13 protein-coding genes are annotated in these 26,343 nt (G+C 66.2%); 7 read left to right on the top strand and 6 right to left on the bottom strand.

The window, feature by feature from the left end; genetic code table 11:
- The first annotated feature begins 104 nt into the window (after positions 1-104).
- Both AC5PZ0_RS01125 and AC5PZ0_RS01120 read left to right on the top strand, forming a co-directional pair.
- Positions 105-1,226 carry a cupin-like domain-containing protein gene (locus AC5PZ0_RS01125; protein WP_493854135.1) on the top strand — a complete coding sequence of 374 codons (1,122 nt, stop codon included), beginning with the start codon at positions 105-107 and terminating at the stop codon, positions 1,224-1,226.
- 72 nt (positions 1,227-1,298) lie between these two features.
- Positions 1,299-2,267 (top strand): siderophore-interacting protein, encoded by a 969-nt coding sequence (locus tag AC5PZ0_RS01120; protein ID WP_493854134.1) that lies wholly within the window; start codon positions 1,299-1,301, stop codon positions 2,265-2,267.
- Positions 2,268-2,482: 215 nt separating this feature from the next.
- Here the strand turns inward: AC5PZ0_RS01120 and AC5PZ0_RS01115 are convergent, their stop codons facing one another.
- The 3 genes from AC5PZ0_RS01115 to AC5PZ0_RS01105 all read right to left on the bottom strand — a co-directional run bounded on the left by AC5PZ0_RS01115 (position 2,483) and on the right by AC5PZ0_RS01105 (position 6,040).
- Positions 2,483-3,874 (bottom strand): aspartate aminotransferase family protein, encoded by a 1,392-nt coding sequence (locus AC5PZ0_RS01115; protein ID WP_238216012.1) that lies wholly within the window; start codon positions 3,872-3,874, stop codon positions 2,483-2,485.
- A 163-nt stretch (positions 3,875-4,037) separates the two neighbouring features.
- The gene (locus tag AC5PZ0_RS01110; RefSeq protein ID WP_493854133.1) at positions 4,038-5,360 is read right to left on the bottom strand and encodes an ATP-binding protein; all 1,323 of its coding nucleotides are present in this window, start codon (positions 5,358-5,360) and stop codon (positions 4,038-4,040) included.
- The gene (locus AC5PZ0_RS01105) at positions 5,357-6,040 is read right to left on the bottom strand and encodes a response regulator (protein WP_493854132.1); all 684 of its coding nucleotides are present in this window, start codon (positions 6,038-6,040) and stop codon (positions 5,357-5,359) included. Before AC5PZ0_RS01105 ends, AC5PZ0_RS01110 begins: the two co-directional genes overlap by 4 nt.
- Before the next feature lie 164 nt (positions 6,041-6,204).
- Between AC5PZ0_RS01105 and dsbD the strand changes: the two genes are divergently transcribed.
- From dsbD to dsbG, 3 genes are read left to right on the top strand one after another with little or no spacing between them, the layout of a single operon-like run.
- Entirely contained in the window at positions 6,205-7,917 is a 1,713-nt protein-coding gene (gene dsbD / locus AC5PZ0_RS01100) for a protein-disulfide reductase DsbD (protein WP_493854131.1), read from the top strand.
- On the top strand, positions 7,917-8,753 hold the full coding sequence (locus tag AC5PZ0_RS01095) for a TlpA family protein disulfide reductase (RefSeq protein WP_493854130.1): 837 nt from the start codon (positions 7,917-7,919) through the stop codon (positions 8,751-8,753). Before dsbD ends, AC5PZ0_RS01095 begins: the two co-directional genes overlap by 1 nt.
- 1 nt (position 8,754) lies before the next feature.
- A complete protein-coding gene (dsbG, locus tag AC5PZ0_RS01090) occupies positions 8,755-9,516 on the top strand; it encodes a thiol:disulfide interchange protein DsbG (RefSeq protein WP_099428705.1) in 762 nt (253 codons plus the stop codon).
- A 291-nt stretch (positions 9,517-9,807) separates the two neighbouring features.
- Here dsbG and AC5PZ0_RS01085 read toward each other — a convergent pair whose 3' ends face one another.
- Positions 9,808-22,767 carry a non-ribosomal peptide synthetase gene (locus AC5PZ0_RS01085; RefSeq protein ID WP_493854129.1) on the bottom strand — a complete coding sequence of 4,320 codons (12,960 nt, stop codon included), beginning with the start codon at positions 22,765-22,767 and terminating at the stop codon, positions 9,808-9,810.
- A 342-nt stretch (positions 22,768-23,109) separates the two neighbouring features.
- Here AC5PZ0_RS01085 and AC5PZ0_RS01080 point away from each other — a divergent pair, with 342 nt between their 5' ends.
- Positions 23,110-23,640: an RNA polymerase factor sigma-70 gene (locus tag AC5PZ0_RS01080; RefSeq protein WP_027592914.1), complete on the top strand. Its 531-nt coding sequence runs from the start codon at positions 23,110-23,112 to the stop codon at positions 23,638-23,640.
- Between the two features lie 39 nt (positions 23,641-23,679).
- Here AC5PZ0_RS01080 and AC5PZ0_RS01075 read toward each other — a convergent pair whose 3' ends face one another.
- Positions 23,680-24,693 carry a GNAT family N-acetyltransferase gene (locus AC5PZ0_RS01075; protein WP_186682493.1) on the bottom strand — a complete coding sequence of 338 codons (1,014 nt, stop codon included), beginning with the start codon at positions 24,691-24,693 and terminating at the stop codon, positions 23,680-23,682.
- 63 nt (positions 24,694-24,756) lie between these two features.
- The gene (locus tag AC5PZ0_RS01070) at positions 24,757-25,557 is read right to left on the bottom strand and encodes a substrate-binding periplasmic protein (RefSeq protein WP_454243165.1); all 801 of its coding nucleotides are present in this window, start codon (positions 25,555-25,557) and stop codon (positions 24,757-24,759) included.
- Between the two features lie 171 nt (positions 25,558-25,728).
- Between AC5PZ0_RS01070 and AC5PZ0_RS01065 the strand changes: the two genes are divergently transcribed.
- The gene (locus AC5PZ0_RS01065; RefSeq protein ID WP_027592917.1) at positions 25,729-26,280 is read left to right on the top strand and encodes a 3'-5' exonuclease; all 552 of its coding nucleotides are present in this window, start codon (positions 25,729-25,731) and stop codon (positions 26,278-26,280) included.
- Positions 26,281-26,343: the final 63 nt, after the last annotated feature.

The raw sequence follows: 26,343 nt of genomic DNA, 5'->3' as shown, positions 1-26,343 counted from the left end.
TACGGGACGTAGAAGGCCCACCGAAAATTAGCTGTAAGCGCCGCTAAATCGATGGCCGACACACTCGTTATCCCTGCACAACGAAATCCCGTCAGAGGCTAACCGTGGACCTTCAGAGCATCCTCAGCAAACTGTTCGCCAACGCCCATGCCGTCGGCATCGAAGGCGTGTTCCAGTTCGTCTTCGGCCACGACCGGGCCTTCTGGTCGGAAGTGCGCGACACCAGCCGCACCGGCGCAGGCCGGCACAGCACCCCGGATGTCACCATCGAGGTGGCCGAGCGCGACTTCCTCGGCATCATGGGCGGCACGGCCAACGTCGAGGAGCTGTTCGCCAGCGCACGCCTGAAGATCACCGGCAACATGGGCCTGGCCACCTTGCTACCGCAAATCATCAACAACGCCCGCAAAGGCGCCGCAGCGACCAAGGTGGCGATGAACCAGCGCTACCCAACGCCGGCACGCCTCAGCGAGCAGGTCTCGGCCGCGCTGCCGGTGCAGCGCGAGGTGCAGCGCATTGCACGGGCAGACATGCCCCTGCAACGGTTTCAAAGCGACTACCTGGCGCACGGCATACCGGTGGTGCTCAGCGATGCCCTGCAGGACTGGCCACTGTTCACCATGGGCCGCGAAGCGTCACTTGAGCATTTCGCCGAACTGCAAGGCATTACCCGGCACGGTGACTACGTCAAGAAAACCTTCTCTACCGACCGCGACTTCCGCTCGACCTCCATGGCCGATTTCATCGCCTCGCTGGACACCCCGGCCAAGCCTGGCGAAACGCCGGCCTACATGGGCAATAACATCGTCCCGGAAAAACTCCTGACCCTGATCCGCTTTCCGGACTACTTCGAGCGCCAGCGCTTCATCTCGCCACGCATCTGGATCGGCCCCAAGGGCACCCTGACGCCCCTGCACCGCGACGACACCGACAACCTGTTCGCCCAGGTGTGGGGGCAGAAGTCGTTCATCCTGGCTGCGCCCCACCACCGTGCGGCGCTGGGCACCTGGTCGACCAGCCCCAAGGGCGGCCTGGACGGCTGCGATTTCAACCCCGACGCACCGGACTACCAGCGCTTCCCAGCCGCGCGTGACGTGCCGTTCCTGCGCGTGGTGCTGCAGGCCGGTGACCTGTTGTTCCTGCCTGAAGGGTGGTTCCACCAGGTGCAGTCGGTGTCGACGTCGTTGTCGGTGAACTTCTGGGTGAATTCCGGGCGCGGCTGGTAGCCGCACCTGCGGGGTTAATTTGCAGTGGCGTCGGCTCGTTCCTAGAGAAACCGCTTGCAAGAGGACTCCCGCATGGCCAACCCCACCCGCCTGTCCCAGGCGCTGCAGCAAGGCTTGCGCCGGCTGGTCAAGGGCCGCTCGCCGAGCACCAGCGCCTACCGCGTGTTCGACCTGGTGCTGGCCCGGCGCATCAGCCTCAGCCCGTCGCTGACGCGCCTGGTCTTCACCGGCCCCGATGTTGCCCAGATGTGCACCTTGGCCCCTGACCAGCGCGTAAAGCTGTTCTTCCCGGCCCCCGATGGCTCGCTGCCGAGCCTGCCGAACGAGCTGCACTGGAAGGCCGCGCACAGCGCCCTGCCGCCAGCCCAACGCCCACCGATGCGTACCTACACCATTCGAGACTTGCGCCGGGAAGCCCTGGAGGTCGATGTCGATTTCGTGTTGCACGGCGTCAACGGGCCTGCCTCGGCCTGGGCCACCCACGCCCAGGTGGGCGATGGCCTGCAAATGGTGGCCCCCAATCTGGCCTATGCCGGTGACCCGGGCGGTTATGAATGGAAGCCGCCGCAAGGCGTACGCAATGTTTTGCTGATAGGCGATGAAACGGCGCTACCGGCCATCGCCGGCATTCTTGAGCAATTGGCCGACATGCAGCCCGAGCTTGCGGTGCAAGCCTTTATCGAGGTGCCCCTGGAGGCCGACTGCCTGGCGCTGCGCCACAGCGCCGCCGCCCACGTGCACTGGCTGCCCCGCGAGCTGCTGCACTGCGAGCATGGCCAGGCCATGCAGCATGCCGTGCGCGAACTGGCCGGACTGCCGGATGGCAGCGCCGCGCCCCGGCTGAAACTGGAAGAGGTGGACATCGACACGCGCATCTTGTGGGAACAGGCCAGCACACGCCACAGCGCATTCCATGCCTGGGTGGCGGGCGAGTCGGCGACCGTGATGGATATCCGCCGGTACTTGATCAAGGAACGCGGATTGCCGCGAGACTGCCTGACGCTGATGGGGTATTGGCGGGCCGGGCGCACATTCGACTGATGCAGTAATGCCGGGGGCGCTGTGCGCCCCAATCGCCGGCAAGCCGGCTCCCACAGGGTTCCTCACAAGGTCTGAGCCTGCGCAGTTACCTGTGTGGGCTTGCCCGCGAAGAGGCCGGAACAAGCACCACAAGACAGTTGCTACCAAAGCTCGCGCCGAACCCGGTGGGAGCCGGCTTGCCGGCGATTGAGCCGCAAGGCGGCCCCCGGTAATGATCAGACAGCAGCCCTGAGGGCTTCGGCAAACCGCTGCGCCACGTCGTCGATCTGCTCGCCACTGATGATCAACGGCGGCAGGAAGCGCACTACTGCGCCATGGCGACCACCCAGCTCCAGGATCAGGCCACGCTTGAGGCACTCACGCTGCACCTTCGGCGCAAGCTCACGGTTGGCCACAGGGTGGCCCAGGGCATCGCGCTGGCCCTGCGGGTCGACCAGCTCCACCCCAAGCATCAGCCCACGCCCACGGATATCACCCAGTTGCGGGTAATCCCGCTGCAGGTGAAGCAAATGCTGGCGCAGGCGCTGGCCCATGGCCTCGGCATGCTCGGCCAGGCGATGTTCGACCAGGTAATTAATCACTGCGGAACCTGCGGCCATGGCCATCTGGTTACCACGGAAGGTGCCGGCATGGGCGCCCGGCTTCCAGGTGTCCAGCCAGTCGCGGTACACCACCACTGCCAGCGGCAGGCTGCCGCCAATTGCCTTGGACAAGGTCACCACGTCCGGCACGATACCGGCATGCTCGAAGGCGAACATGCGCCCGGTGCGGGCGAAGCCGCTCTGGATCTCGTCGACGATCAGCGCCACCCCGGCTTGCTCGGTGATCCGCCGCACGCCCTTGAGCCACTCGATATCGGCCGGGATCACCCCGCCCTCGCCCTGCACCACTTCAAGAATCACTGCCGCCGGCAGCGGCACACCGCTTTCTGGGTCGAGCAGCAGGTTTTCCAGGTAATGCAGGTTAGCCTTCACCCCCGCTTCGCCACCCAGGCCGAACGGGCAACGGTAGTCGTACGGGTACGGCATGAACTGCACACCGTTGCCCAACAAGGCACCCAACGGCTGCTTGGGCCCGTGGCTGCCCATCAGGCTCAGCGCACCTTGGCTCATGCCATGGTAGGCACCTTGGAAGGCCAGCACGGTGCTGCGCCCCGTGGCGCCGCGCACCAGTTTCAGCGCCGCCTCAACGGCATCGGTCCCGGTCGGGCCGCAGAACTGCACCTTGGCTTCCCGGCGCAGCGCCTCGGGCAGCACGCCGAACAGGTCCTGAACAAAGCGGTCCTTGACCGGCGTGGTCAGGTCGAGGGTGTGCAGCGGCAGTTCGTCGGCCAGTACACGCTGGATCGCCTCGATCACCACCGGGTGGTTATGGCCCAGGGCCAAGGTGCCGGCACCGGCCAGGCAGTCGATGAACTGACGGCCTTCGACATCTTCGACATGGATGCCACGGGCGCGCTTGAGCGCCAACGGGATGCGCCGCGGGTAGCTGCGGGCGTTGGATTCCTGTTGCTGCTGGCGTTGCAGCAAGGGCGAATCGGTGAACGCGTACAGGGGTTGCGGCGCACTGGCCGGCAAGACCTGGGCAAGGCTGGAAGCGGTCGACATGGGTAGATCCTCGCAAGCAAGCGAAAGTGCCCCGCCACGCCCCTGTAAGCAGATGTGTGCGGGTAGTTGTCGCTTGGAGAACGCTTCAGCGCAAGGAGGATTTAGCGGTTGTTGTGGGATTTTTACAGCCTGGGCCGGCCAATAGGCCGGCCCAGGCCGCATATCAACGCCCCGAACGCGCCGGTACCTGCAACAGCACCCGCAAGCCATCGCCACGGCTGTCGAAACGCAGGCTGCCGGCACAGCGCTGGACGATTGCCTGGACGATCGCCAAGCCCAACCCACATCCGCCACTCTGGCCGTTGCGCCAGAAACGCTCGGTCAGGTGCTGCAGGTCTGCTTCAGCAATGCCCGGCCCGTGGTCGCGCACCATGAACCCCACCTGGCCGTCAGTCATCTGCACCTCCAGCTCCACCGCGCTTTCGCCACCATGGCGCAGGGCGTTGTCCAGCAGGTTGCGCAAGGCCGCAACTGCCAGCGGCGCGGGCATGCCCAAGTAGATTTGCGTGGCCTCCTCGGGCAGGCGCAATACGATGCGACGGTTATCGCCACCGCCGGCATCCTGCACCGCCTGGCGGGCGACCTGCTCGGCGCTGCACTGCACGCCATCCTCGAACGACAGGCTGCCTTCCACACGCGCCAGCATCAGCAGTTGCTCAAGCGTGCGGTGCATGCGGTCGGTACCTTGCTCGGCATGCTCCAATGCCTGTTCACGCACCGCGCCATCGGTCATCCGCGCCACCTGCAGGTGAGTCTTGATCGCCGTCAGCGGGCTGCGCAGCTCGTGGGCGACGTCATCGGTCAGGCGCCGTTCGCGCTCGATGGTCTGGGCGATCCGCAGGAACAACTGGTTCTGCGTGTCCAACAGCGGCTGCAGCTCGCTGGGCAGGCCCGCCACCTGCAGGGGCTCGACGCTGTCGGCGCGCCTTCGACGCAAGGCGTCGCGCATCCGGTTGAGCGGCTCCAGGCCCTTGCCCAAGCCGATCCACAACAGGCCGAGGCTGCCGAGCAAAGCCATCAGCACCGGCGCCGAGGCGGCCAGCAGGATCGACTGGTTGAGGGCCTCGCGCTCCATGTGGCGGTCGGCGGTGGTGATGCGCACATCGCCGTGGTTGTAGGTGAACGTACGCCACAACGCGCCGTCGATGGTCTGGTCACGGAAGCCGCTGCGCTGGTCATCCATGGCGCCATCATGCTTGTGGTTGCTGGCCAGGATCTCGCCGCGCAGCGAGCTTACCTGGCACGCCATGCCATCCGGCACGCTGAACTGGTCGGCGGAAAAGTGCGCGTCCTCGCCCTTGGCCGCCAGCGGCTGCGGCAACTGGTCGATCAACCCGGCCACCATGCGTGCCGAGGCCACCAGGCGTTGGTCGAGGGAGAACATCATCTGCTGGCGCAGGTCGCGCAGCATCCACGCCGCAGCCAGTACCCAGATAATCACGAAGGCGCTGCCCAGGATCAGGCTCAGGCGTACCCGCAGGCTCATGAAGCAGCCTCTTCCGGTGCTTGCGCCGGGCCAAGCCGGTAGCCCAGGCCGCGCACGGTCTCGACGATACCGTTGCCAAGTTTGCGGCGCAGGTGGTGGATATGCACGTTGAGGGCGTTGCTTTCGACCTCGTCGCTGAAGCCGTACACGCAGTCCTTCAACTGCTCGCTGGACAGCACCCGCCCAGGGTTCTGCAGCAATGCCTGGAGCAGCGCCTGCTCACGACGGGACAGATCGACCGGCTGCCCGGCCAGGAAGGCTTCGCAGCTGCTAGGGTCGTAACGCAGCGGCCCATGCTCGATGACATTCACCGCGCGCCCGGCCACCCGGCGCAGCAGGGTGTGCAGGCGCGCTGCCAGCTCGCGCAGGTCAAACGGCTTGAGCAGGTAGTCGTCGGCACCGGCTTGCAAGCCCTCGACCCGGTCGGTGACCGCATCGCGGGCGGTGAGCACCAGCACAGGCAGGGTCTCGCCCTGCTGACGCAAGCGCCGCAACAGCTTCAGGCCATCCTCGTCGGGCAGGCCGAGGTCGAGGATCATCACATCGAACTGCGCGGCCTGGAGCATCGCCCGCGCACCTGCGGCATTGGCTACCCGGTCCACGGTCAGGCCCTGGGCGGTGAGGCCGGCGCAGATGCCGCTGGCGATCAGGTCATCGTCCTCGCAGAGCAGAACGTGCATGGTGGGGGCTCCGGGGTAAGTGAGGCAGATACTGCACCACGGGTGGATTAAGAGGGGATTATGGACCTTGAGCGTGCGTTTAGGCGGATGTAGGACCGGGTTAACCTTGGGTTAATCGACCCAGGCCAGCATGGCCCACTTCATCGTATAGCCAAGGCGAAGACATGCGCGCCCTCTTTCTGTTCCTTGCCCTCCTGCTGGCCGGCCCCCTGCAAGCCAACCCGTTCGAGGTCAAATCCGACTTCCTGCCGGTCGACCAGGCCTTTGTCCTGAGCCACGACCGCCAACCCGACGGCCAGATGCGCCTGTTCTTTCAGATCAAGCAAGGCTACTACCTGTACCAGAAGCGCCTGAAGTTCGACGGCCTGAGCCCCGAGCAGCAGCCACAGCTGCCCCCCGCGCTCAACCACCATGACGAATTCTTCGGGGACAGCGCGGTGTACCGCGACCAGCTCGAACTGCTGATCCCGGCCAGTGCGCAAGGCCAACTGCGCCTGGGCTGGCAAGGCTGTGCCGACGCCGGCCTGTGCTACCCACCGCAGACCACCGCCATCGACTTGGGCGGCAGCGTGGCCCCCGCCGCCGATCAGGCCAGCGACCAGGCCTTGGCCAGCAACCTGCAACAGGGCAACCTGGCCTGGGGCCTGCTGGCCTTCTTCGGCCTCGGCTTGCTGCTGGCCTTTACCCCCTGCTCGCTGCCGATGCTGCCGATCCTTGCCGGGCTGGTGCTGGGCAATGGCGCCAGCGCCCGGCGCGGCTGGCTGCTGGCCGGGGTCTACGTGCTGAGCATGGCGTTGGTGTACGCCGCCCTAGGGGTGGTGGCCGCGCTGCTCGGCGCCAGCCTGCAGGCCTGGTTGCAGCAACCCTGGCTGCTGGGCAGCCTGGCGGTACTGTTCGTGTTGCTGGCGCTGCCGATGTTCGGCGCCTTCGAGCTGCAGTTGCCCGCTGCCCTGCGCGATCGCCTCGACCGCGCCGGCCAAGGCACCCGTGGCGGCAACCTGTACGGCGCAGCATTGCTCGGGGCGCTTTCCGGCTTGCTGCTCGGCCCGTGCATGACCGCACCGCTGGCCGGCGCGCTGTTGTATATCGCCCAGAGCGGCGACGTGCTGCAGGGTGCGCTGGTGCTGTTCAGCCTGGGCCTGGGCATGGGCGTGCCGCTGCTGTTGCTGGTGACCCTGGGCAATCGCTACCTGCCACGCCCTGGCGCATGGATGAATCGGGTCAAGGGCGTGTTCGGCTTCGTGTTCCTGGCCATGGCCCTGTATACCGTGCGCAGCCTGCTGCCTGAAAGCCTGCTGCTGGCCCTGAGCGGCGCCTGGTTGATCGCCTTGGCCTGGGCCGCCTGGCCGGCCCTGCAACGGTTGCCGGCACTGCGCGCGGTGCCGTTGCTGGGCGCGCTCTGGGGTGCCCTGTTGCTGGTCGGCGCGGCCGCCGGGGGGGATGACCTCTGGCAACCCCTGCGCCCGTTCGCCGGGGGTGCCGCGCCTGCGGCCGGGCAGCACGCCGAGGATGCCTTTGTCACCGTCAACCGCCCCGAGGACCTGCAACGCGAACTGGAGGCCGCCAAAGCCCGTGGCCAGTGGGTGATGGTCGACTACTATGCCGACTGGTGCGTGTCGTGCAAGGTCATGGAAAAAAACGTCTTCACCCGCGCCGACGTGCAAGCCAGCCTGGCCGGCGTGCAACTGCTGCGCCTGGACGTGACCGCCGACACCCCGGCGAGCAAGGCATTGTTGCAACGCTACCAGGTACCCGGCCCGCCCAGCATCATCTGGGTCGGCCCGGAAGGCGACGAACGCCGCGCACGGCGCATCACCGGTGAAGTGGATGCCGCCGCGTTCCTGCAACACTGGACCCAGACCAGGAGCCAAGGCTGATGCTGACCGTAACCCTCGGGCCACTGACCATGGCCCTCAACCACCTGCTGATGCTCACCGCCCTGGTGATCGCCAGCGTGGTCGGCTGGTGGGTCGCCCGACGCGGTGGCGAAAGCCCGGAGTCGGCCCTGTTCAACCTGTTTCTGATCGGTGTGCTGTGCGCGCGCCTGGGCTTCGTCGTGGCCTACTGGCCGATGTACCAGGATGACCTGGTGCAGGTCATCGACATCCGCGACGGCGGCTTCCTGTTCTGGTCTGGCCTTGCCGGCATCGTGCTGGCCGCGCTCTGGCAAGGCTGGCGTCAACCAGGCCTGCGCCGCCCGCTGGGCTGGGCATTGTTCAGCGGCGCGTTGTTCTGGGGCCTGAGCAGCCTGGGCAGCCACCTGTACAGCAAAGGCACCGAGCTGCCTGAGCTGAGCCTGCGCAACGCCGGCGGGCAGACCGTGGCGTTGCACAGTTACCGCGGCAAGCCACTGGTCATCAACATCTGGGCCACCTGGTGCCCGCCGTGCCGGCGTGAAATGCCGGTGCTGCAACAGGCCCAGGGCGACTATCCCCACGTGACTTTCCTGTTCGTCAACCAAGGTGAAACACCCGAGAACGTCAGCACCTTCCTCGCCACCACTGGCTTGAGCCTGACCCACGTGCTGTTCGACGGCGCCGGGCAACTGGCCCAGCGCGTCGGCTCGATGGCCCTGCCCACTACGCTGTTCTACGACAGTAATGGCCGGCTGATCGGCAGCCACCTTGGCGAGCTGTCCCGGGCCAGCCTGCGCCATGCCTTGGAACCTTTCGACCGGGCCATCGCGCCCACCCCTGCCGCACAAGGAAACTGACATGCGATTGACTGCACTACTGCCCCTGTCCCTGGCCCTGCTGGCCGCCCCGCCCTTGCACGCCGAAGACGCGCTGCCCAAGGCGATCCAGCAACTACAAGCCAAGGGCGCCGTGATCAAGGGCAGCTTCGACGCCCCCGACGGCCTGCGCGGCTACGCCGCCGAATACCAGAACAACGGCATCGCTCTGTACCTGACGCCTGATGGCAAGCATGTGCTGGTCGGCAGCCTGTTCGACGAACAAGGCCAAGACCTCAGCGCCGCACCGCTGGACAAGCTGGTGTATGGGCCGATGAGCAAGGAAATCTGGGCGAAGATGGAGAAAACCGCCTGGATCGCCGACGGCAAGGCCGACGCGCCGCGCAAGGTGTACCTGTTCAGCGACCCCAACTGCCCGTACTGCAACATGTTCTGGGAACAGGCGCGGCCGTGGGTCGAGTCGGGCAAGGTGCAGCTGCGCCACATCATGGTTGGCATCATTCGCGAGGACAGCCCCGCCAAGTCGGCGGCATTGCTGGCGGCAAAAGACCCGGCCAAAGCATTGGCAGAGCACGAGAAGGCCGGCAAGGCCAGTACGCTCAAGCCGCTGGAGAAGGTGCCAGAGGCCGTGCAGCAGAAGCTGGCGGCGAACATGGCGTTGATGGAAGAAATGGGGCTGCAGGCGACCCCGGCGATTTTCTATCAGGATGAGCAGGGTAACTTGCAGAGCCAGCAAGGGGCGCCGCGGCCGGAGATGCTGGGGAAGATTTTGGGTAAGCGCTAGCGCATGTGTTGAGTTTTGCAGTGGAGCAGAAATCGAGCGCCGCGCGCGCGGCGCTTCGCAGCACAAGGCTGCTCCTACAGTTGTTCAGGGGCAGTTATTTCTGGGGCAAACGCGCGCGGCCCCCTTTAGTGCCCGCCTCAATATAGAGTCGAATCAACAAGGCGGTCGCGCGCGGAAGGCACAGGCGAAACTGGCCCGAAACAACTGTAGGAGCAGCCTTGTGCTGCGAAGCGCCGCGCGGGCGGCGCTCGATGTCCGCCGCCCCGCAAAACCCAAGGCGAAACCCTAACCCTACAGCCCCTCAAGCTCCGCCATCAGGTCACTCAGCCGGTCAACCTTGTCGTCATCCAGCACACGCCCCTGCAACCCCTCCACATACACCGCCAGTTCCTCCACTGTGCTGCACTCGAACATCGCCCGCAGCGGCACATCCAACTGCAACTGCTTCTGCACCCGCGAAGCGATCTGCGTGGCCAGCAGCGAATGCCCGCCCAACTCGAAGAAGTTGTCGTGTACCCCCACCCGTTCGGCCTTGAGCACATCGGCCCAGATACCGGCCAACACCGCTTCCAGCTCGTTGCGCGGCGCCAGGTAGGCCTGGCTGTGCTGGCTGCCGATGTCGATGGCCGGCAGTGACTTGCGGTCGAGCTTGCCGTTGGCGTTGTGCGGCAGGCTGTCGAACCACCCCCAATGCAGCGGCACCATGTACTCCGGCAATGCTGCGCGCAGGCGCTGCTTGATCTGTTCGAGCAACGCCACATCAGGGGTTACGCCCTGATGGGCCACCAGGTAGCCGACCAGGTGCTTGCCGTTGGCGCCTTCCTGCACGCCCACCGCGGCATCACGGATTTCGGCCTGTTCATGCAGGCGCGCTTCAATTTCACCCAGTTCGATGCGGTACCCGCGAATCTTCACCTGGTGATCGATGCGGCCCACATACTCCAGCACCCCGTCCAGGCGCTGGCGCGCCAGGTCGCCGGTACGGTACAGGCGTTCACCCGGCGCGCCATGGGGGTGCGGGATAAAGGCCAGGGCGGTACGCACGGGGTCGCCAACATAGCCACGGCCAACGCCGGTACCGGCAACGCACAGCTCGCCAACCGCGCCCAACGGCACCAGTGCCTGGTCCTCGCCGAACAGGTACAGGCGGTTGTTGTCGGTCGGGGTGCCAATCGGCAGGTAACTGCCGCGCGTGGACTCGACATCGACACGGAAGAACGCCACATCGTCCGAGCACTCCGCCGGGCCGTAGGCATTGACCAGGCCAATACCTGGGTAACGCTGTAGCCATTGCGCGGCCAGTTCTGGCGGCATCGCCTCGCCGGTCGGCAGCATCCAGCGCAGGCCGTTGAGGGCCTGGTGATCGTTGGCCAGCATGCCCTGGATCAGCGACGGCACGCTTTCCAGCACGGTGATGCCGGTAGCCTGCACATGCGCCAGCAGGCCTTGCGGATCATGGGCGATGGCATTGGGCACGATCTCCAGCCTGGCGCCGAACAACGGCGCGGCCAGGAACTGCCAGACCGAGATATCGAAGCTCTGCGAAGCGGTCTGGGCAATTACGTCCTGCTCGTTCAGGGCCAGGTAAGGCACCTTGCTGAGCTGGTTGTTGAGCATGCCGCGCTGCTCTACCATCACCCCTTTGGGCAAACCGGTGGAGCCCGAGGTGTAGATGACATACGCGAGGTTGTCGGGCCCGCTATGAATACCCGGGTTGTGGCTGGCGATGTTGCTGGCCTGGATGTCTTCCCACACCAACAATTGCGGCCGCGCCACACCCTCCAGTGCGTTCAGCAACTGCCGCCCCTGCTCGGCACAGGCCGCGCTGCATACCAGCACCGGTGTGCGGCTGAGCGCGACGATGCGCTGCAGGCGCGCGGCGGGCAGGCCGGGGTCCAGCGGCAGGTAGCCGGCACCGGCCTTGAAGCTGCCGACAATCATCCCCAGCAATGGCAAACCGCGCTCGGCCAACAGCGCAACCGGCTGATCGACGGTTACGCCTGCGCCGATCAGGGCATGGCCCAGGCGGTTGGCCGCAAGGTTCAGGCCCGCGTAGTCAAAGGACGCGTCCAGGCAACGCGCCACCGTGCGCTCTGGGTGCGCGGCGACCTGCGCCTCGAACTGCTCGACATAGCTCTGTTCCAGCGCGTAGGCGTGCTCGGTGCGGTTGCAGTCTTCGATCAGGAAGCGTTGCTCTTCGGCACCCAGCAGCGGCAAGTCGCTTACCTCGCCCTCGAAGCCCTGCACCAGCGCCAACAGCAGGCGCTTGAACTCGGCCAGCAGGCGTTCGACGGTCGAAGTGTCGAAGTAACGTTGGTCGAACGACAGGTGCAGGCCCAGGTCATCCCCCGGGTAGCACACCGCCGTCAACGGGAAGTTGGTGTGGGTGCGGCCCGAGTCGGAGCTGGCGTTGAGGTGCTGGGCGTGGTCCAGCACTGCGGTTTCCACCGGCGCGTTCTCGAACACGAACAGGCTGTTGAACAGCGGCTGGCCCTTGGGCAGTTCACTGCATTCCTGGATCGCCACCAGCGGCAGGTACTCGTACTCGCGCACTTCCATATTGTGTTCAAGCACGCCTTGCAGCCACTGGCGCACGCTGCAGCGCTCGCCGGCGGCGGGCAGTTGCACGCGCAAGGCGATGCTGTTGATGAACAGGCCAACGGTGCGCTGCATCTGCGGCATGCTCACCGGGCGCCCGGCCACGGTGACGCCAAAGGCCACGTCGCGCTCGCCGCTGTAGCGCGCCAGCACCAGGGCCCAGGCCGCCTGGGCAAAGGTGTTGATGGTCAGCTGATGGGCCTGGGCCAGTTCGCGCAAGCGAACACCGTCAGTGACGTCCAGGCGTGTGTAGCAGTCGCCGACGATCATGCCGTCACCGGCGTGGTCGTGGCGCAACGGGCGGTCGCTGGGGATCGCCGTGGCCTGTTCGAAGCCGGCCAGGTTGGCCTGCCACCACTGGCGCGCTTCGTTCAGGTCCTGGCGTTGCAGCCAGCCGATGTAGTCACGGTAGCGTGGCGGCACCGGCAACTGGGCCGGGCGGCCTTCGCCAAGGGCCTGGTAGACCTCGAAGAAGTCGTTCATCAGCAACGAGCGGCACCAGGCATCGATCAGGATGTGGTGGTTGCTCATCATGAACCAGTAGCGTTCATCGGCGACGCGCACCAGGCGCAGGTGGAACGGCGCTTCACGCAGCAGATCGAAACCGGCCTCGCGCTCCTGCTTGTGCAGGGCTTGCAGGCGGGCTTCCTGGGCACCGTCGTCGAGGCCGCGCCAGTCTTGATAATCCACTGCCGTCTTGCCGGGCTTGTGGATGATCTGCAGCATCGCCTCGCCGGCGTTCCAACTGAACGACGCCCGCAGGGCCTCATGGCGCGCCACCACCGCCTGCCAAGCTTGGGCGAAGCGTTCGGCGTCGAGCGCGCTGTTGATGCGGTAGCGGTCCTGCATGTAGTAAATGCCGGTGCCTGGCTCCAGCAGGGTGTGCAGCAGCATGCCTTCCTGCATCGGCGTCAGCGGGTAGACATCGTCGATCTCGGCGGCAGCGACCGGCAAGTTGTCGATCTGCTCCTGGGTCAGGTGCGCCAAGGGGAAGTCGGACGGCGTGAAGCTGCCGTTGCCGTCGGCCAGGCAGTGGCCGACCAGCGCCAGCAACTCTTGGCGGTAGCCTTCGGCCAGGGTGGCGATGGTCTGCTCGTCGTAGCGCTCGGTGCTGTAGGTCCAGCGCAATTGCAGGGCACCGGCATAGACTTGGCCGTCGACACTCAGCCAATTGGGCAGCGGGGCCTCCAGGTCATGGGCCAGGCCCGCCGGTGCGTCCAGCGGCTGGAACAGCGCATCAGTGTCAAACTGCTGGTCGAACTGCCCCAGGTAGTTGAAGGTGATGCGGGCCTGCGGCAGTGCGGCCATGCGCTCGCGCCCGGCCGCGTCGGCCAGGTAGCGCAGCACGCCATAGCCCTGCCCTTTGTGCGGCACCTGACGCAGTTGCTCCTTGACCCGTTTGATCGAAGTGGCGCGGGCGGCATCGTCATCACCCAGCACCGGGCAAAGGCTCAGCGGGTAGGCGTTGGTGAACCAGCCGACGCTGCGGGTCAGGTCCATGTCTTCGAACAGCCCGTCGCGGCCGTGGCCTTCGAGCTGTACCAGCACTTGGCTGTCACCGCTCCACCGGCACAAGGCGCGGGCCAGGGCTGTCAGCAGCAGGTCGTTGACCTGGGTGTGGTAGGCCGCGGGGGCCTGTTGCAGCAACTGGCGGGTCTGTTCGGCATCGAGGCCGATGGCCAAGGTGCGGGCGTGGCGGTGCAGGTTGCCACCCTGCGGGTGATCACACGGCAGTTCGTGGCGCACAGTGCCGAGCTGGGCGTGCCACCAGTCCAACTCGTCGCGCAGCGAGTCGCTGCCGGCGTAGCTGGCCAGGCGTGCGGCCCAGTCGCCCAGGGTGTGGGTCTTGGCCGCCAACGGCTGGCCACGGTACAGCGCCTGCAAGTCTTCGAGCAGCACGCGCCAGGACACGCCATCAACCACCAGGTGGTGAATCGCCAGGAGCAGGCGTTGGCTGCCCTGCCCGTCTGTTACCAGCAAGGCGCGCAGCAGCGGGCCTTGCTCCAAGTCGAGGCTGCGCTGCAGGTCGGTGTACAGCGCCTGGCACTCATCGAAGTCGGCAACCGTGGCCGCCCACAGCAGTTGCTGAGGCGCAGGCTGGGCATACTCGGCCTGCCAGCGGCCATTGGCCTGGCGGAAACGCAGGCGCAGGCTGTCGTGGTGCTGCACCAGTGCAGCCAGGGCCTGCTCCAGAGCCGCGCTGGCCAGAGGCTGGCGCGCTGCCAACAGTACGGCCTGGTTCCAGTGCTGTGGCTGGGCCACTTCGCTGTCGAAGAACCAGTGCTGGATTGGCGTCAGCCCGGTTTGCCCCTCGCGCAGGCCCTGCTCGATACCGCTTGGCGCGGCGCTCAGGCTGACCACCGTGGCCAGGGTCTGGATGGTCTGGTGCTGGAACAGGTCACGCGGGGTGAACTGCAGGCCCAACTGACGGGCCCGGCTGACCACCTGAATCGAGAGGATCGAGTCGCCACCGAGTTCGAAGAAGTTGTCCTGCACGCCAACGCGGGCAACGTTGAGCACGTCGCGCCAGATCTGCGCCAGCTGCGCTTCCACTTCGTTGCCTGGAGCCTGGTAATGCTGGTGCGCCTGCTCCAGGTCCGGCAACGGCAGCGCCTTGCGGTCGAGCTTGCCGTTGCCCATCAGCGGCAGGCTGTCGAGCAGCACCAGGTGTGCGGGCACCATGTAGTCCGGCAGTTGCTGGCGGGCATCGGCCTTGACCGCGTCGCGCAGCGCGGCCTGGGCGTCGCTGTTGGCACCGGCCTGCTTGCACACCAGGTAACCCACCAGTTGTTTGCCGCCCGGCAGGTCGAGGGCCAGGACCACCGCCTCGTCGACATCGGCATGCGCCTGCAGGCGGCTTTCGATTTCGCCCAATTCGATACGGAAGCCGCGAATTTTCACCTGCTGGTCGGCACGGCCAACGTACTCGACCAAACCATCGGCGCCCAGGCGCACCAGGTCGCCGGTGCGGTACAGGCGCCCGCCCTGTGTGCTGAAGGGGTCGGCAACGAAGCGCTCGGCGCTCAGCCCCGGGCGGTCGTGATACCCCTGGGCTAGGCCGGCACCGCCGATGTACAGCTCGCCGATACCGCCTTGTGGCAGCAAGGCCAGGTCCTCATCGAGGATGTACCCATTGCGGGCGCCAATCACGCGGCCGATCGGCACACTGCCCAGGTCGGCCGGCAGCGTGGGTGGCGCCAGGCAGGCCAGCGGCATGACCACGGTTTCGGTCGGGCCGTAGGCGTTGAAGAACTGTTGCGGCGTGAACGCCTGGCGAATGCGCTGCAGGTGCTCGCCGGTCAGCGCCTCGCCGCCGGTGATCACCAGGCGCACCGGCAACTGCTCGCCCTGCCCGGCCAGGTACTGGGCCAACTGGCTGCCATAGCTTGGGGTGAAGCCAAGAATGCTCACCTGTTGCTCGCGCACCAGTTGGCAGATCTCTTCAGCGCCCCACTGGCCTTGGGCACGGATCACCACGCGGGCACCACACAGCAGCGGGGTCAGCAGGCGTTCGCTGGCCGCATCGAAGTTGATCGAGTAGAAGTGCAGTTCGCAGTCGTCGCTGCGCATGCCGAAGGCCTCGATCACGGCCTGGCAATGCATGGCGATTTCACCATGGCTGACCACCACGCCCTTGGGCTTGCCGGTGGAGCCGGAGGTGTAGATCAGGTAAGCCTGGTGCTGCGGCAGGTTGAGGTTATCCAGCGGGGCATCGCTGAAGGCGGACAAGCCTGCGGCATCGTCTTCCAAGCTCCAGCGGGCCACGCCGTCTGGCAGTTCGCCAAGGGTTTCCAGCAGCGCGCGCTGGCTGAGCAGTAGGCCGATGCGGCTGTCTTCGATCATGTAGCGCAAGCGGTCGAGGGGGTACTCGGGGTCGAGCGGCACATAGGCACCGCCCGCCTTGAGAATGGCCAGCAGGCCGACGACCATTTCCAGCGAACGCTCCAGGGCCAGGCCGACGCGTACCTGCGGGCCGACACCGCGCTCGCGCAGGGCGCGGGCCAGGCGGTTGGCCTGCTGGTCCAGTTCGGCGTAGCTCAGGTGCTGGCCCGCGAAGGTCAGCGCACGGGCCTGTGGTGTGCGCGAAGCTTGGGCGGCGAACAGGCCGTGCAAGGTCTGGTCGAGGGCAAAATCCTGCTCGCCTTGTAATTGCCCAACCAGCACTTGCTGCTCACCCGGACTCAGCATCGGCAGCTCGCACAGGCGCTGTTGTGGGTCGTCCAGCAGGCCGATCAGCAACTGCTGCCAGTGCTCGGCCATGCGCGCAATGCGCGGCGCGTCGAACAGGTCGCGGCTGTAGGTCAGGCAGCAGCCCAGGCGGCCATCGAGGTCAGTGACTTCGAGGTACAGGTCGAACTTGGTGGCGCTGGCGTCGTTGACCAGGTAGTCGACCTGCATGCCCACCAGTTCACGGCTTTGCTGGAACGCCCAGCGCTGGACGTTGCACATCACTTGGAACAGCGGGTTATAGGCGCTGCTGCGCGGTGGCTGCAGGGCTTCGACCAACTGGTCGAATGGCAGGTCCTGGTGCGACTGGCCTTCGATGGCGGCCTGGCGCATCTGCTCCAGCAGCTCGGCGGCGGTCATCTGGCCGTCCAGTTCGCAGCGCAGTACCTGGGTGTTGAGGAAGGCGCCAATCAGCCCCTCGCTTTCCGGGCGGATGCGGTTGGCCACCGGTGCGCCGATGCGCAGGTCACGCTGGCCGCTGTAGCGGTGCAGCAAGGCCGCCAGGGTTGCCGTCATGGTCATGAACAGAGTCAGCCCGCGCTGGCTGTTGAACGCATGCACGCGCGCCACCAACGCCGGGTCGAGCTCGAACCGGTGCAACTCGCCACGGTGGCTCTGCACCGCTGGGCGCGGGCGATCGGACGGCAATGCCAAGACCGGGTGCTCATCGCCCAGGCGGGCTTTCCAGTAGGCCAGCTGCCGCGCGCCTTCGCCGCTTTCCAGCCAGTGCCGCTGCCACACGCTGTAGTCCAGGTATTGCACCGGCAGCGGCGTCAGTGGCGACTCGCGATCATCGACAAAGGCTTCGTACAGCTCGCCCAACTCGCGGGCGAAGATGTCCATGGCCCAGCCTTCGGTGACGATGTGGTGCAAGGTCAGGACAAAGTAATGCTCACGCTCCTCGGCCTTGACCAGGCAGGCGCGCAGCAGCGGGCCACGCTCGAGGTCGAACGGCTGGTGCGCCTGGTCGTCGGCGAGCTGTTGCAGGCGTTGCTGGCGGGCCTCGGCGGGCAAGGTGCTGAAGTCTTGCCAGTCGAGGTGCACGCCGCTGTCTTCGGCCACGCACTGGTACGCCACGCCGTCGATGCTGGGGAACGTGGTGCGCAGGGTTTCGTGACGCACGATCAGCGCCTGCAGCGCCCGCTCGAATGCGTCCACGTGCAGCGCGCCACGCAAGCGGGCCATGCCGCCGACGTTGTAGGCGGGGCTGTCGGGCTCCATCTGCCAGAGGAACCACATGCGCTGTTGCGAATACGACAACGGCACGGCCTGGCGGCGGTCGACGCGGGCGATTTCGCCTTGCAGGTTATGCGCGCCGGCCTCCCGCAGGCGCGTGATCTCGGCACAGAACGCGCCCAGCTCGCTGGCGTCGAACAGCACTTTCAGCGGCAGCTCGACATCGCACGCCTGACGGGTCCGCGAGACGATCTGGGTGGCAAGCAGCGAGTGGCCACCCAGGGCAAAGAAGTCGTCCTGCAGGCCCACACGCGGCAGGTTGAGCACTTCACGCCAGATCGCCGCGACCTGCTGCTGTACGGCACTTTGCGGCTCGACATGCTCGCGCTGTTGCCACACCGGAGCGGGCAGCGCCTTGCGATCGACCTTGCCACTCGGGCCCAACGGCAGGTGTGCCAGCGGGATCAACTGCGCCGGCACCATGTACGCCGGCAGTTGCTCGGCCAAGGCGGCCAGCAGTGCAGCCGGCTCGGCCGCACCGCTGTAGTAGCCGACCAGTTGCGCGCCCACGGCGTCCTTGTGGATCAGCACCAGGGCCTGCTCAACACCTGCTTGCGCCAACAGGCAGGCCTGCACTTCTTCGGGTTCGACGCGGAAGCCGCGCACCTTCACCTGCTGGTCGAGGCGCCCCAGGTATTCCAGCGCTTCCAGCTGGACTTGCCAGCGGGCACGGTCGCCACTGCGGTACAAGCGCTGGCCGTCGCCGTCGGCCTGGGGCACGAAACGCTCGGCCGTCAGGCCCGGGCGGCCCAGGTAACCTCGGGCCAAGCCTGCGCCGCCCAGGTACAGCTCACCCGGCACGCCGGGCGCGGTGAGTTCCAGTTCATCGTCCAGCACGCGGCACAGCACGTTGCCCAACGGGCGGCCGATCGGCGAGCGCTCGCCGTCTTCGGCCTGGCAGTGCCAGTGGGTGACGTTGATCGCGGTTTCGGTCGGGCCATAACGGTTGTGCAGTTGCACCTGGGGCAGCAGTTGCAGCACACGGTCACGCAGGTTGGCCGACAACGCTTCGCCGCCGGAGAACAACCGGCGCAGGCTGGTGCAGGCGGCGGCCTGCGGCTCTTGCACGAACACCTGCAACAGCGGCGGCACGAAGTGCAGCGTGGTCACGCCATGCGCTTGCACCAGCGCAGCGATGCGCTGCGGGTCACGATGCTCGCCAGGGCCTGCCAGGACCAACTTGCAGCCGGTGACCAGCGGCCAGAAGCACTCCCACACCGAGACGTCGAAACTGATGGGCGCTTTTTGCATCAGCACGTCGCTGTCGTTCAGCGCATAGGTGGCCTGCATCCACTGCAGGCGTTCGGCCAGGGCCGCATGGGTGTTGCCCACGCCCTTGGGCTGGCCAGTGGAGCCCGAGGTGTAGATCACATAGGCCAGGTTGTCGCCGTGCAGGTGCAGGCCGGGGGCATGGCTGGGCCAGCTGTTCAGGTGCAACTGGTCGAGGGCGATGGCGCTGACGCCTTCGACCTGCGGCAGCTTGCCCAGCAGGCCGCTGTGGCTCAGCAGCAGGCTGGCCTTGCAGTCGCCGAGCATGTAGGCCAGGCGCTCGGCCGGGTAGTCCACGTCCAGCGGCACGTAGGCGCCACCGGCCTTGAGGATGGCCAGCAGGCCAACCAGCAACTGCGGCGAACGCTCGACGGCGATGGCCACGCAGGTATCGGGGCCAACGCCTTTGTCACGCAGGTAATGGGCCAGGCGGTTGGCTTGCTGGTGCAACTCGGCATAGTCCAGGCTGCCGCCCTGCCAGGCCAGCGCGGTTCGCTGCGGGGTCAGCCGGGCCTGCTCGTTGAGCTGTTCGACCAGCAGACGCTGGGGCGCCGCCGCCGGTGCCTGGCCCCAGCCGAGCAGCTGTGCGCGGTGCTGTTCATCGAGCAACTGCACCTCGCCCAGCGCCAGCTGCGGCCGGGTGCAAACCTGCTCCAGCAACGCCAACAGGTGGGCGGCCAGGCGTTTTACCGTGCTGGCCTCGAACAGTTCGGCGGCATAGTCGAAGGCCAAGGTCAGGCGGCCTTGATGGTCCTCTTCACTGTGCAGTTGCAGGTCGAACTTGGCTTCGCGGCTGTGCCACGGCAACTCTTCGGCAAGCAAACCTGGCAAGCGGCGCAGCGCCGAAAGGTCACGCTGCTGGTGGTTGAACATGACCTGGAACAGGCCTTGCTCGCGCGCGTCGGGCAGGGCTTCGAGCAGCTGTTCGAACGGCAGGTCCTGGTGGGCCTGGGCCTCAAGGGTGGCCTGGCGAGCCTGGGCCAGCAGGTGCTCGAAGGGCAAGCGGCCATGCAACTGCGCACGCAGCACCTGGCTGTTGATGAAGAAGCCGACCAGGCCCTGGGTTTCCAGGCGCGGGCGGTTGGCATTGGGCACGCCGATGCGCAGGTCTGCCTGGCCGCTGTAGCGGTGCAGCACCGCTTGCCAGCCGGCCAGCAGCACCATGAACAGGCTCGCCTGCTGCTCGCGGGCCAGGGCGTTGAGCGCTTCGGTCAGCTTGACCGGCACCTTCAGGGTGTAGCGCGCCGCGCGTTTGTCACGCTGGCTGGCGCGCGGCTGGTCGGTGCACAGGTCGAGCACCGGCAGTTCATCACCCAGCTTGGCTTTCCAGTACTGCAACTGGCGTTCGGCCTCGCCGTCGGCCAGCCATTGCCGTTGCCAGGTGCCGTAGTCGGCGTAACCCAGGGTCAGCGGCGCCAGCGTGAGCGTTTGGCCCTGGCAGTGCGCGGCGTACAGTTTGGCGAACTCGTCGAGCAAAATGTTCAGCGACCAGCCATCGGCGACGATGTGGTGCAGCGTCACCCACAGCTGGTGGTCTTCATCGTCCAGGCGCGCCAGGGTCACGCGCAGCAGTGGGCCTTGGCACAAGTCGAACGGCTGCTGGGCCTCCGCCTCGCGGCACGCGGCAACCTGCTCGGGGGCCTGGCCTTCGAGGTCCAGGCGACGCAGGCTGAACGGCTGCTGGGCCTGAATTCGCTGCAGGGCTTGGCCATCCACTTCGCTGAACACCGTGCGCAGCGATTCATGGCGCGCCACCAGAGCCTGGAACACAGCCTCCAGTGCGGCGACGTCCAGCTCACCGCGCAGGCGCAGGCCGGCCGGAATGTTGTAGGCCGCCGATTGTGGCTCCAGTTGCCACAGCAGCCACAGGCGGTTCTGTGCCAGCGATTGCGGCAGCGACTGGTCGCGCGCCAGGGTGGTGATGGCCTGGGCTGGGGCGCCGCCTTCAGCGAGGATTGCAGCGACCGCCGCGCTGTACTCGCCCAACAGCGGGGCTTCGAACAGGGTGCGCAGGCTCAGGTTGATGCCCAGCTCATCCGCCAGGCGCGCGGTGGCCTGGGTGGCTGCAATGGAGTTGCCGCCCAGCAGCAGGAAGTGGTCGTCCGCCGCCACGGCTTCGACCTTGAGCACATCGCGCCACACGGCGGCGATACGGGCCTGCAGATCATCTGCCACCGCGCCGCTTGCGGGTTGCTCGCTGGCCTGCGGGAAGCGCGCGTAACAGTCGAGGCTGCCATCGCCCATGCGCTGGCGGCAGGCCGAGCGTTGCAGCTTGCCGCTGGAAGTCTTGGGCAGCGCGCCCGGGTTGAGCAACAAGACCACGGCCGGCGCCTGGCGGCAGGCGTCGGCGATGACCTGGCGCAGGGTCTTGATCAATGCCTGGGGCTCGAGGGCTTTTTGCACGTTGCGGCTGATCTCCACCGCCACGCCGATGCCCTCCTCGCCCTGGTGGTCCACGGCAAACACCGCCACGCGGCCTTTGCGCAGCACGTCGACTTCGCGCTCCAGGGTTTTTTCCAGGTCTTGCGGGTAAAGGTTTTGGCCGCGGACGATGAGCATGTCTTTCAAGCGCCCGGTGACAAAGACTTCACCCTCGCGCATGAAGCCCAGGTCGCCGGTGCGCAGCCAGGTCTGACCATCGCGCTCGACGAACGTGCGCGCGCTGGCCTCAGGGTTGCGCCAGTAGCCCAGGGCGATGCTCGGGCCACCGGCCCAGATTTCACCCACCTGGTTGTCGCCCAGCGCTTCGAGGCGCTGCGGCTCGACGATGCGCACCGCATGCCCGGGCTGCGGGTAGCCACAGCTCATCAGCACGCTGCCGCTGCCGCTGCCGTTTTCGGCGCGGTTGGCGGCAAAGGCTTCGGCGTCCAGCGCCAGGGCACCGATGCCCTGGCCACGGCGGCTGCCGCTGACGAACAGGGTCGCTTCGGCCAGGCCATAGCTGGCAAAGAAGCTCTGCGGGTCGAAACCACAGGCCTGGAACTTGTCGGCGAAGGTTGCCAGGCTGTCCTGGCGAATCGGTTCGGAGCCGGAATAGGCCACGCGCCAGCGGCTCAGGTCGAGCCCGGCCAAGGACGCTTCGCTGACCCGTTCGCTGCACAAACGGTAGGCGAAGTCGGGGCCACCGCTGATGGTGCCGCCGTATTCGCTGATCGCCTGCAACCAGCGCAGCGGCCGGGCGAGGAAGTAGCCCGGCGACATCAGCACGCACGGCACGCCGCTGAAGATCGGCTGCAGCAAGCCGCCGATCAGCCCCATGTCGTGGTACAGCGGCAACCAGCTGACGATGACATCGTCGGGGTTCACATCGATGCCGAAACCGTGACGGATCAACTGCTCGTTGGCCACCAGGTTGCCGTGGCTGACCTGCACGCCCTTGGGCAGCGCGGTGGAGCCCGAGGTGTACTGCAGGAAGGCGATGTCATCGCTGGCCAGGGCAGGTGCCTGCCAGGCATCGGCCAGGGCCGGGTCAAGGCCATCCACGGCCAGCAGTTCAGGGGCGTTGTCCGCCGCCAGCGCGTCCAGGCCCTGCAAGCTGTCGTGCAGCGCCGCGATGGTCAGCAGCAGGCGCGGTTCGGCATCGTCGATGATCGACAGCAGGCGCTCCTGGTGATGGTGACGGGTGGATTCCGGTGGATACGCTGGCACGGCGATGACGCCAGCGTAGAGGCAACCAAAGAACGCCGCGACATAGTCCGGGCCACTGGGGAACAGCAGCACCGCACGGTCACCGAACCCGGCCCGGGCCTGCAGGGCGGCGGCGATGGTGCGCGCGCGGCGGTCCAGGTCCCGGTAGCTGAGCACGGCCTGCTCGCCAGGAGCGTCGGCGAGAAAGCGCAGGGCTATCTTGTCCGGGGTCTGCGCGGCGCGTTGCGCCAGGGCCTGGACCAGCGAGAGCGGGAGTTCGAAGGCGTCCGTCATGGGGTGTTCCTGCCAGTGTCTGGTGAAGTCGGGCCGGCTGCGCCGCGCACGTAGGCGGGCAGCACTCGGCGGCCGGATGTACACAGGGGAACGGATGGGCGGGGGAAGAAATTAGCGGGGTTTGCCTTGAGAGGTGTGGCGCGTGGGAGACCGTGCGCCGCGCGGGCGGCGCGCAATCCCCCACGCGACACACGTCTCAATCCTTGCTTAGAACCGAAACGTACAGATACTAATTACGTTTCGTATTTGACAATCATTATCATTCTGAATAGCTTGTCGCACGTCTCGGGAAGCTTCCCAACCTTGGGTGCCTCCTCTCCCCTCTGTGACAAGGTGATTTCCATGGCGGAACAACTATCCACAAGTAAGTGCGATTCACCATTACTCCAGGCCTTCGTCGACAATCGCAGCATTCTGGTCAAGATCGCTGCGCGCATCACCGGCTGCCGCTCACGCGCGGAAGACGTGGTGCAGGATGCATTCTTCCGGCTCAGCGCCGCCCCGCAGATCACCTCGTCCTTCAAGGCGCAGCTCAGCTACCTGTTCCAGATCGTGCGCAACCTGGCCATCGACCACTACCGCAAGCAGGCGATGGAGCTGAAGTATTCCGGCAGCGAAGAGGAAGGCCTGAACGTGGTCATCCAGAACGCTTCGCCCGAAGCCACGCACATCAACCTCGCCGCCCTCGATGACATCGCCGAGGCATTGAGCGAGTTGCCCCAGCGCACCCGTTATGCGTTCGAGATGTACCGTTTGCACGGCGTGCCGCAAAAGGACATCGCCAAGGAATTGGGCGTGTCGCCGACCTTGGTCAACTTCATGATTCGCGATGCCTTGGTGCATTGCCGCAAGACGGCCAACCGTCAGGTTTGAATAGCTGAAATGACTGGGGGCGCTTCGCCCCCAGCATTCTCAGACCAGCGTACACCGATCGAAAAACCGCTCCCGCCCCAAAATCATCAGCGCCGCGCGCTTGTGCGGGAAGTCGAATTCTTTGTCGCAATGGAAACACTGATCGTGCATGTAGCCGATCATCTTGCCGTTGTCCGCCCGCGGCTCGGCCACCACCCGTTGGGTGCGCGGGTCATCGAGGAACAGGTAGTGCACCAGCGCCGATAACCAGCTGGCCACCTTGTGCGGCCCACGGTGCGCCTCCTCCCCTACCAACATGTGAATGCCGCGGTCGTAATCATCGGCCGAGTAGAACGGCGCAATCCGGTCTTCCTTTGCCCAATACGCCTCGAAGTAGGCGAACGGCTCATCGTCGAAGCAGCCGATGAGCGTGAGGGTATGCGGGTCGGCTTCCAGCTTTTCCAGGTATTCACGGTGCTGCTGTAAAGAGCCGCTTTCCTGCCAGAACGCGTCGACCCGGGGGTTGTTCTGCCAGCGGCTGAAGCGCTCCAGGTCCTGATCGATTTCCAGGGCGCGCAGCGACACCCAACTGCCCAGGCGCGCATCGAAGCGCCGGTACACTTCGCCGCGGGGCTTGGGTGCCCGGCGCGGATGGCGCTTGCCGTTGCTGATCTGCATCTGCTGCGGGTAAACACTCGCAGCCGTGTCGCCGAGCCAAGGCTGGGGCAACTGCCAGAACAGCGCACGCTCGCACAGGTACACGCCTGGCTGCTCGCCGGGCAGCAACAGGCCGCTGGCGAGCGCCTGTGGCACGCCCTCGGGCAGGTGCCAGGCCAGGCGCTGGCAGGCGACATCACGCGAAAGCAGCCAATAGCAGGCGGCCCACAGGGCCTGGTAAGGGCGCTCTGGGCAAAGGCTTTGCAGGTGCACTTCCAGGCACGCACCCGGCACCAGCCGCAACTGGATCAGCGGGCGCCCTTCAAGGGTCAGGCTCAGCCAGCTATCGCCCTCATCGGCGCTGAGGGTGCGCCAGCGTGGCGGTGACAGTGGCTGCGAAGCGGCATCGAACGGCATGGTCTTGGCTCACGAAGATGAAAAGAAGGCTCACCGTGGAAAACGTTGCCGCTGCAGCGGAATTTAGTCGCGCGGCGCCTGCACCGTGATCCGGTAGGGCTGGAAGATACGCGTCAGTTCCCCGTTGTCGCGCAGGGCACGCATCAGGGCCGCGAACGACTGCTCGCCGATGGGCGCGCCCGGGCGTAGCAAGGCGTAGTGGTGATAGACCTGGTCGATACGCTGCGATGCCACCAGTTGCGCCTGGCTGTCGGGGTTGCGCTGCAGAAAGTCGCTTAGGTACGAACGGGTGACCAGGGCGATGTCGGCACGGCCAGCCTGCACCATCAGCAGGTTGCTGTCGTGGGAGTAGGTCAGGGTCGCGTTGAAGGCTTTACGCAAGTAGTCAGGGTCGGCATTGAAGCGGGCGAAGGCGTAGTGATAGCCGTTGAACAGCGCCAGGCGCTTGCCGCGCAGCTCATCGAAGTACCGCGGGTCACGGCCGTTGGCCTGGCTGGCAACGAACACCTCGGCATCCTCCAGGCCCATGTCCACGGTCTGGTGAGCAATACCCTGCCAGCCCCACTGCGGGTTCTCGAAGATCGCCATGTCGGTGCGGCCCTGCTGCAAATCGCCAAAGCGCCGCTGGATGGAGGTGGGCACCAGCACAAAATGGTAGCCCTGCTGCGCACGGTTCAGGGCTGCGACCAACTGCGGCAACAGACCGGTGTCGGCCCCCTGCTCGGGGCGTACGGTGTAAGGCGGGAAGTGCGCGGCGCCGATCTTCACTTCGATCGCGTCGGCAGCCCAGCCTGGTATTGCCAGCCAAAGCGCAGCCAGCATCAGCAGAATGGGCAAGGCCTTTAAGCCGGGCGCTGGGGTCAAGACGCACACTCATCACGGTTCGTACCTGGTTGCGCCTAAGCTAGGCGTTTTCCGGGCAGGGCACAACTGCTGGTCGCCGGCCTTTGTGCCAAAGCAGGCGGCAAATTGCCAGGGGGTGCCGTAAGGCCAGACATTGGCTACGCTCTAGCAGGATCTGCAAGGGAGCCTGGTATGGGCCATTGGTTGGTGATCGACCTGGAAGCCACCACCGACGATGGTGGGTGGCCGGTCACAGAGATGGAAATCATTGAAATCGGTGCAAGCCTGGTAACCCGCGAAGGCCGCGAAGTCGACCACTTCCAGCGTTTCGTACGGCCCCGGCGGCGGCCACAGCTGACGCCGTTTTGCCGCGAGCTCACGCACATCAGCCAGGCCAGCGTCGACAGCGCCGCGCCCTTCCCTGAGGTGTGGGCGCGCTTCGAGCGCTGGCTGGGGCACCATCGTGGGCAGTTGCAGGCCTGGGTCAGCTGGGGCGACTACGACCGCCAGCAATTACTGCAGGAATGGCAACAGCACGGGCTCGACAGCCTGCTGCGCAACGTGCCGCACATCAACCTCAAGCAGCGCTTCGCCAAAGCCCGTCACCTGCAGCGGCCGACCGGCCTCAATGGCGCCTTGCAACTGGCCGGCATGCACTTTTGCGGGCAGCAGCACCGGGCCCTGGAAGATGCGCGCAATACCGCGCGGCTACTGCCCTTAAGCCTGCCGGCCAATGGCACCTGAAAGCAGATGACGACGGGGAAGGCCTTGGGCATACTGGCCAGCCCTTTTTCATCCCCCTGTTCA

Source organism: Pseudomonas sp. 5.2, assembly GCF_059025405.1.
Note: the sequence above shows the minus strand (reverse complement) of the source record. Positions and strands in the feature narration are given on the sequence as shown.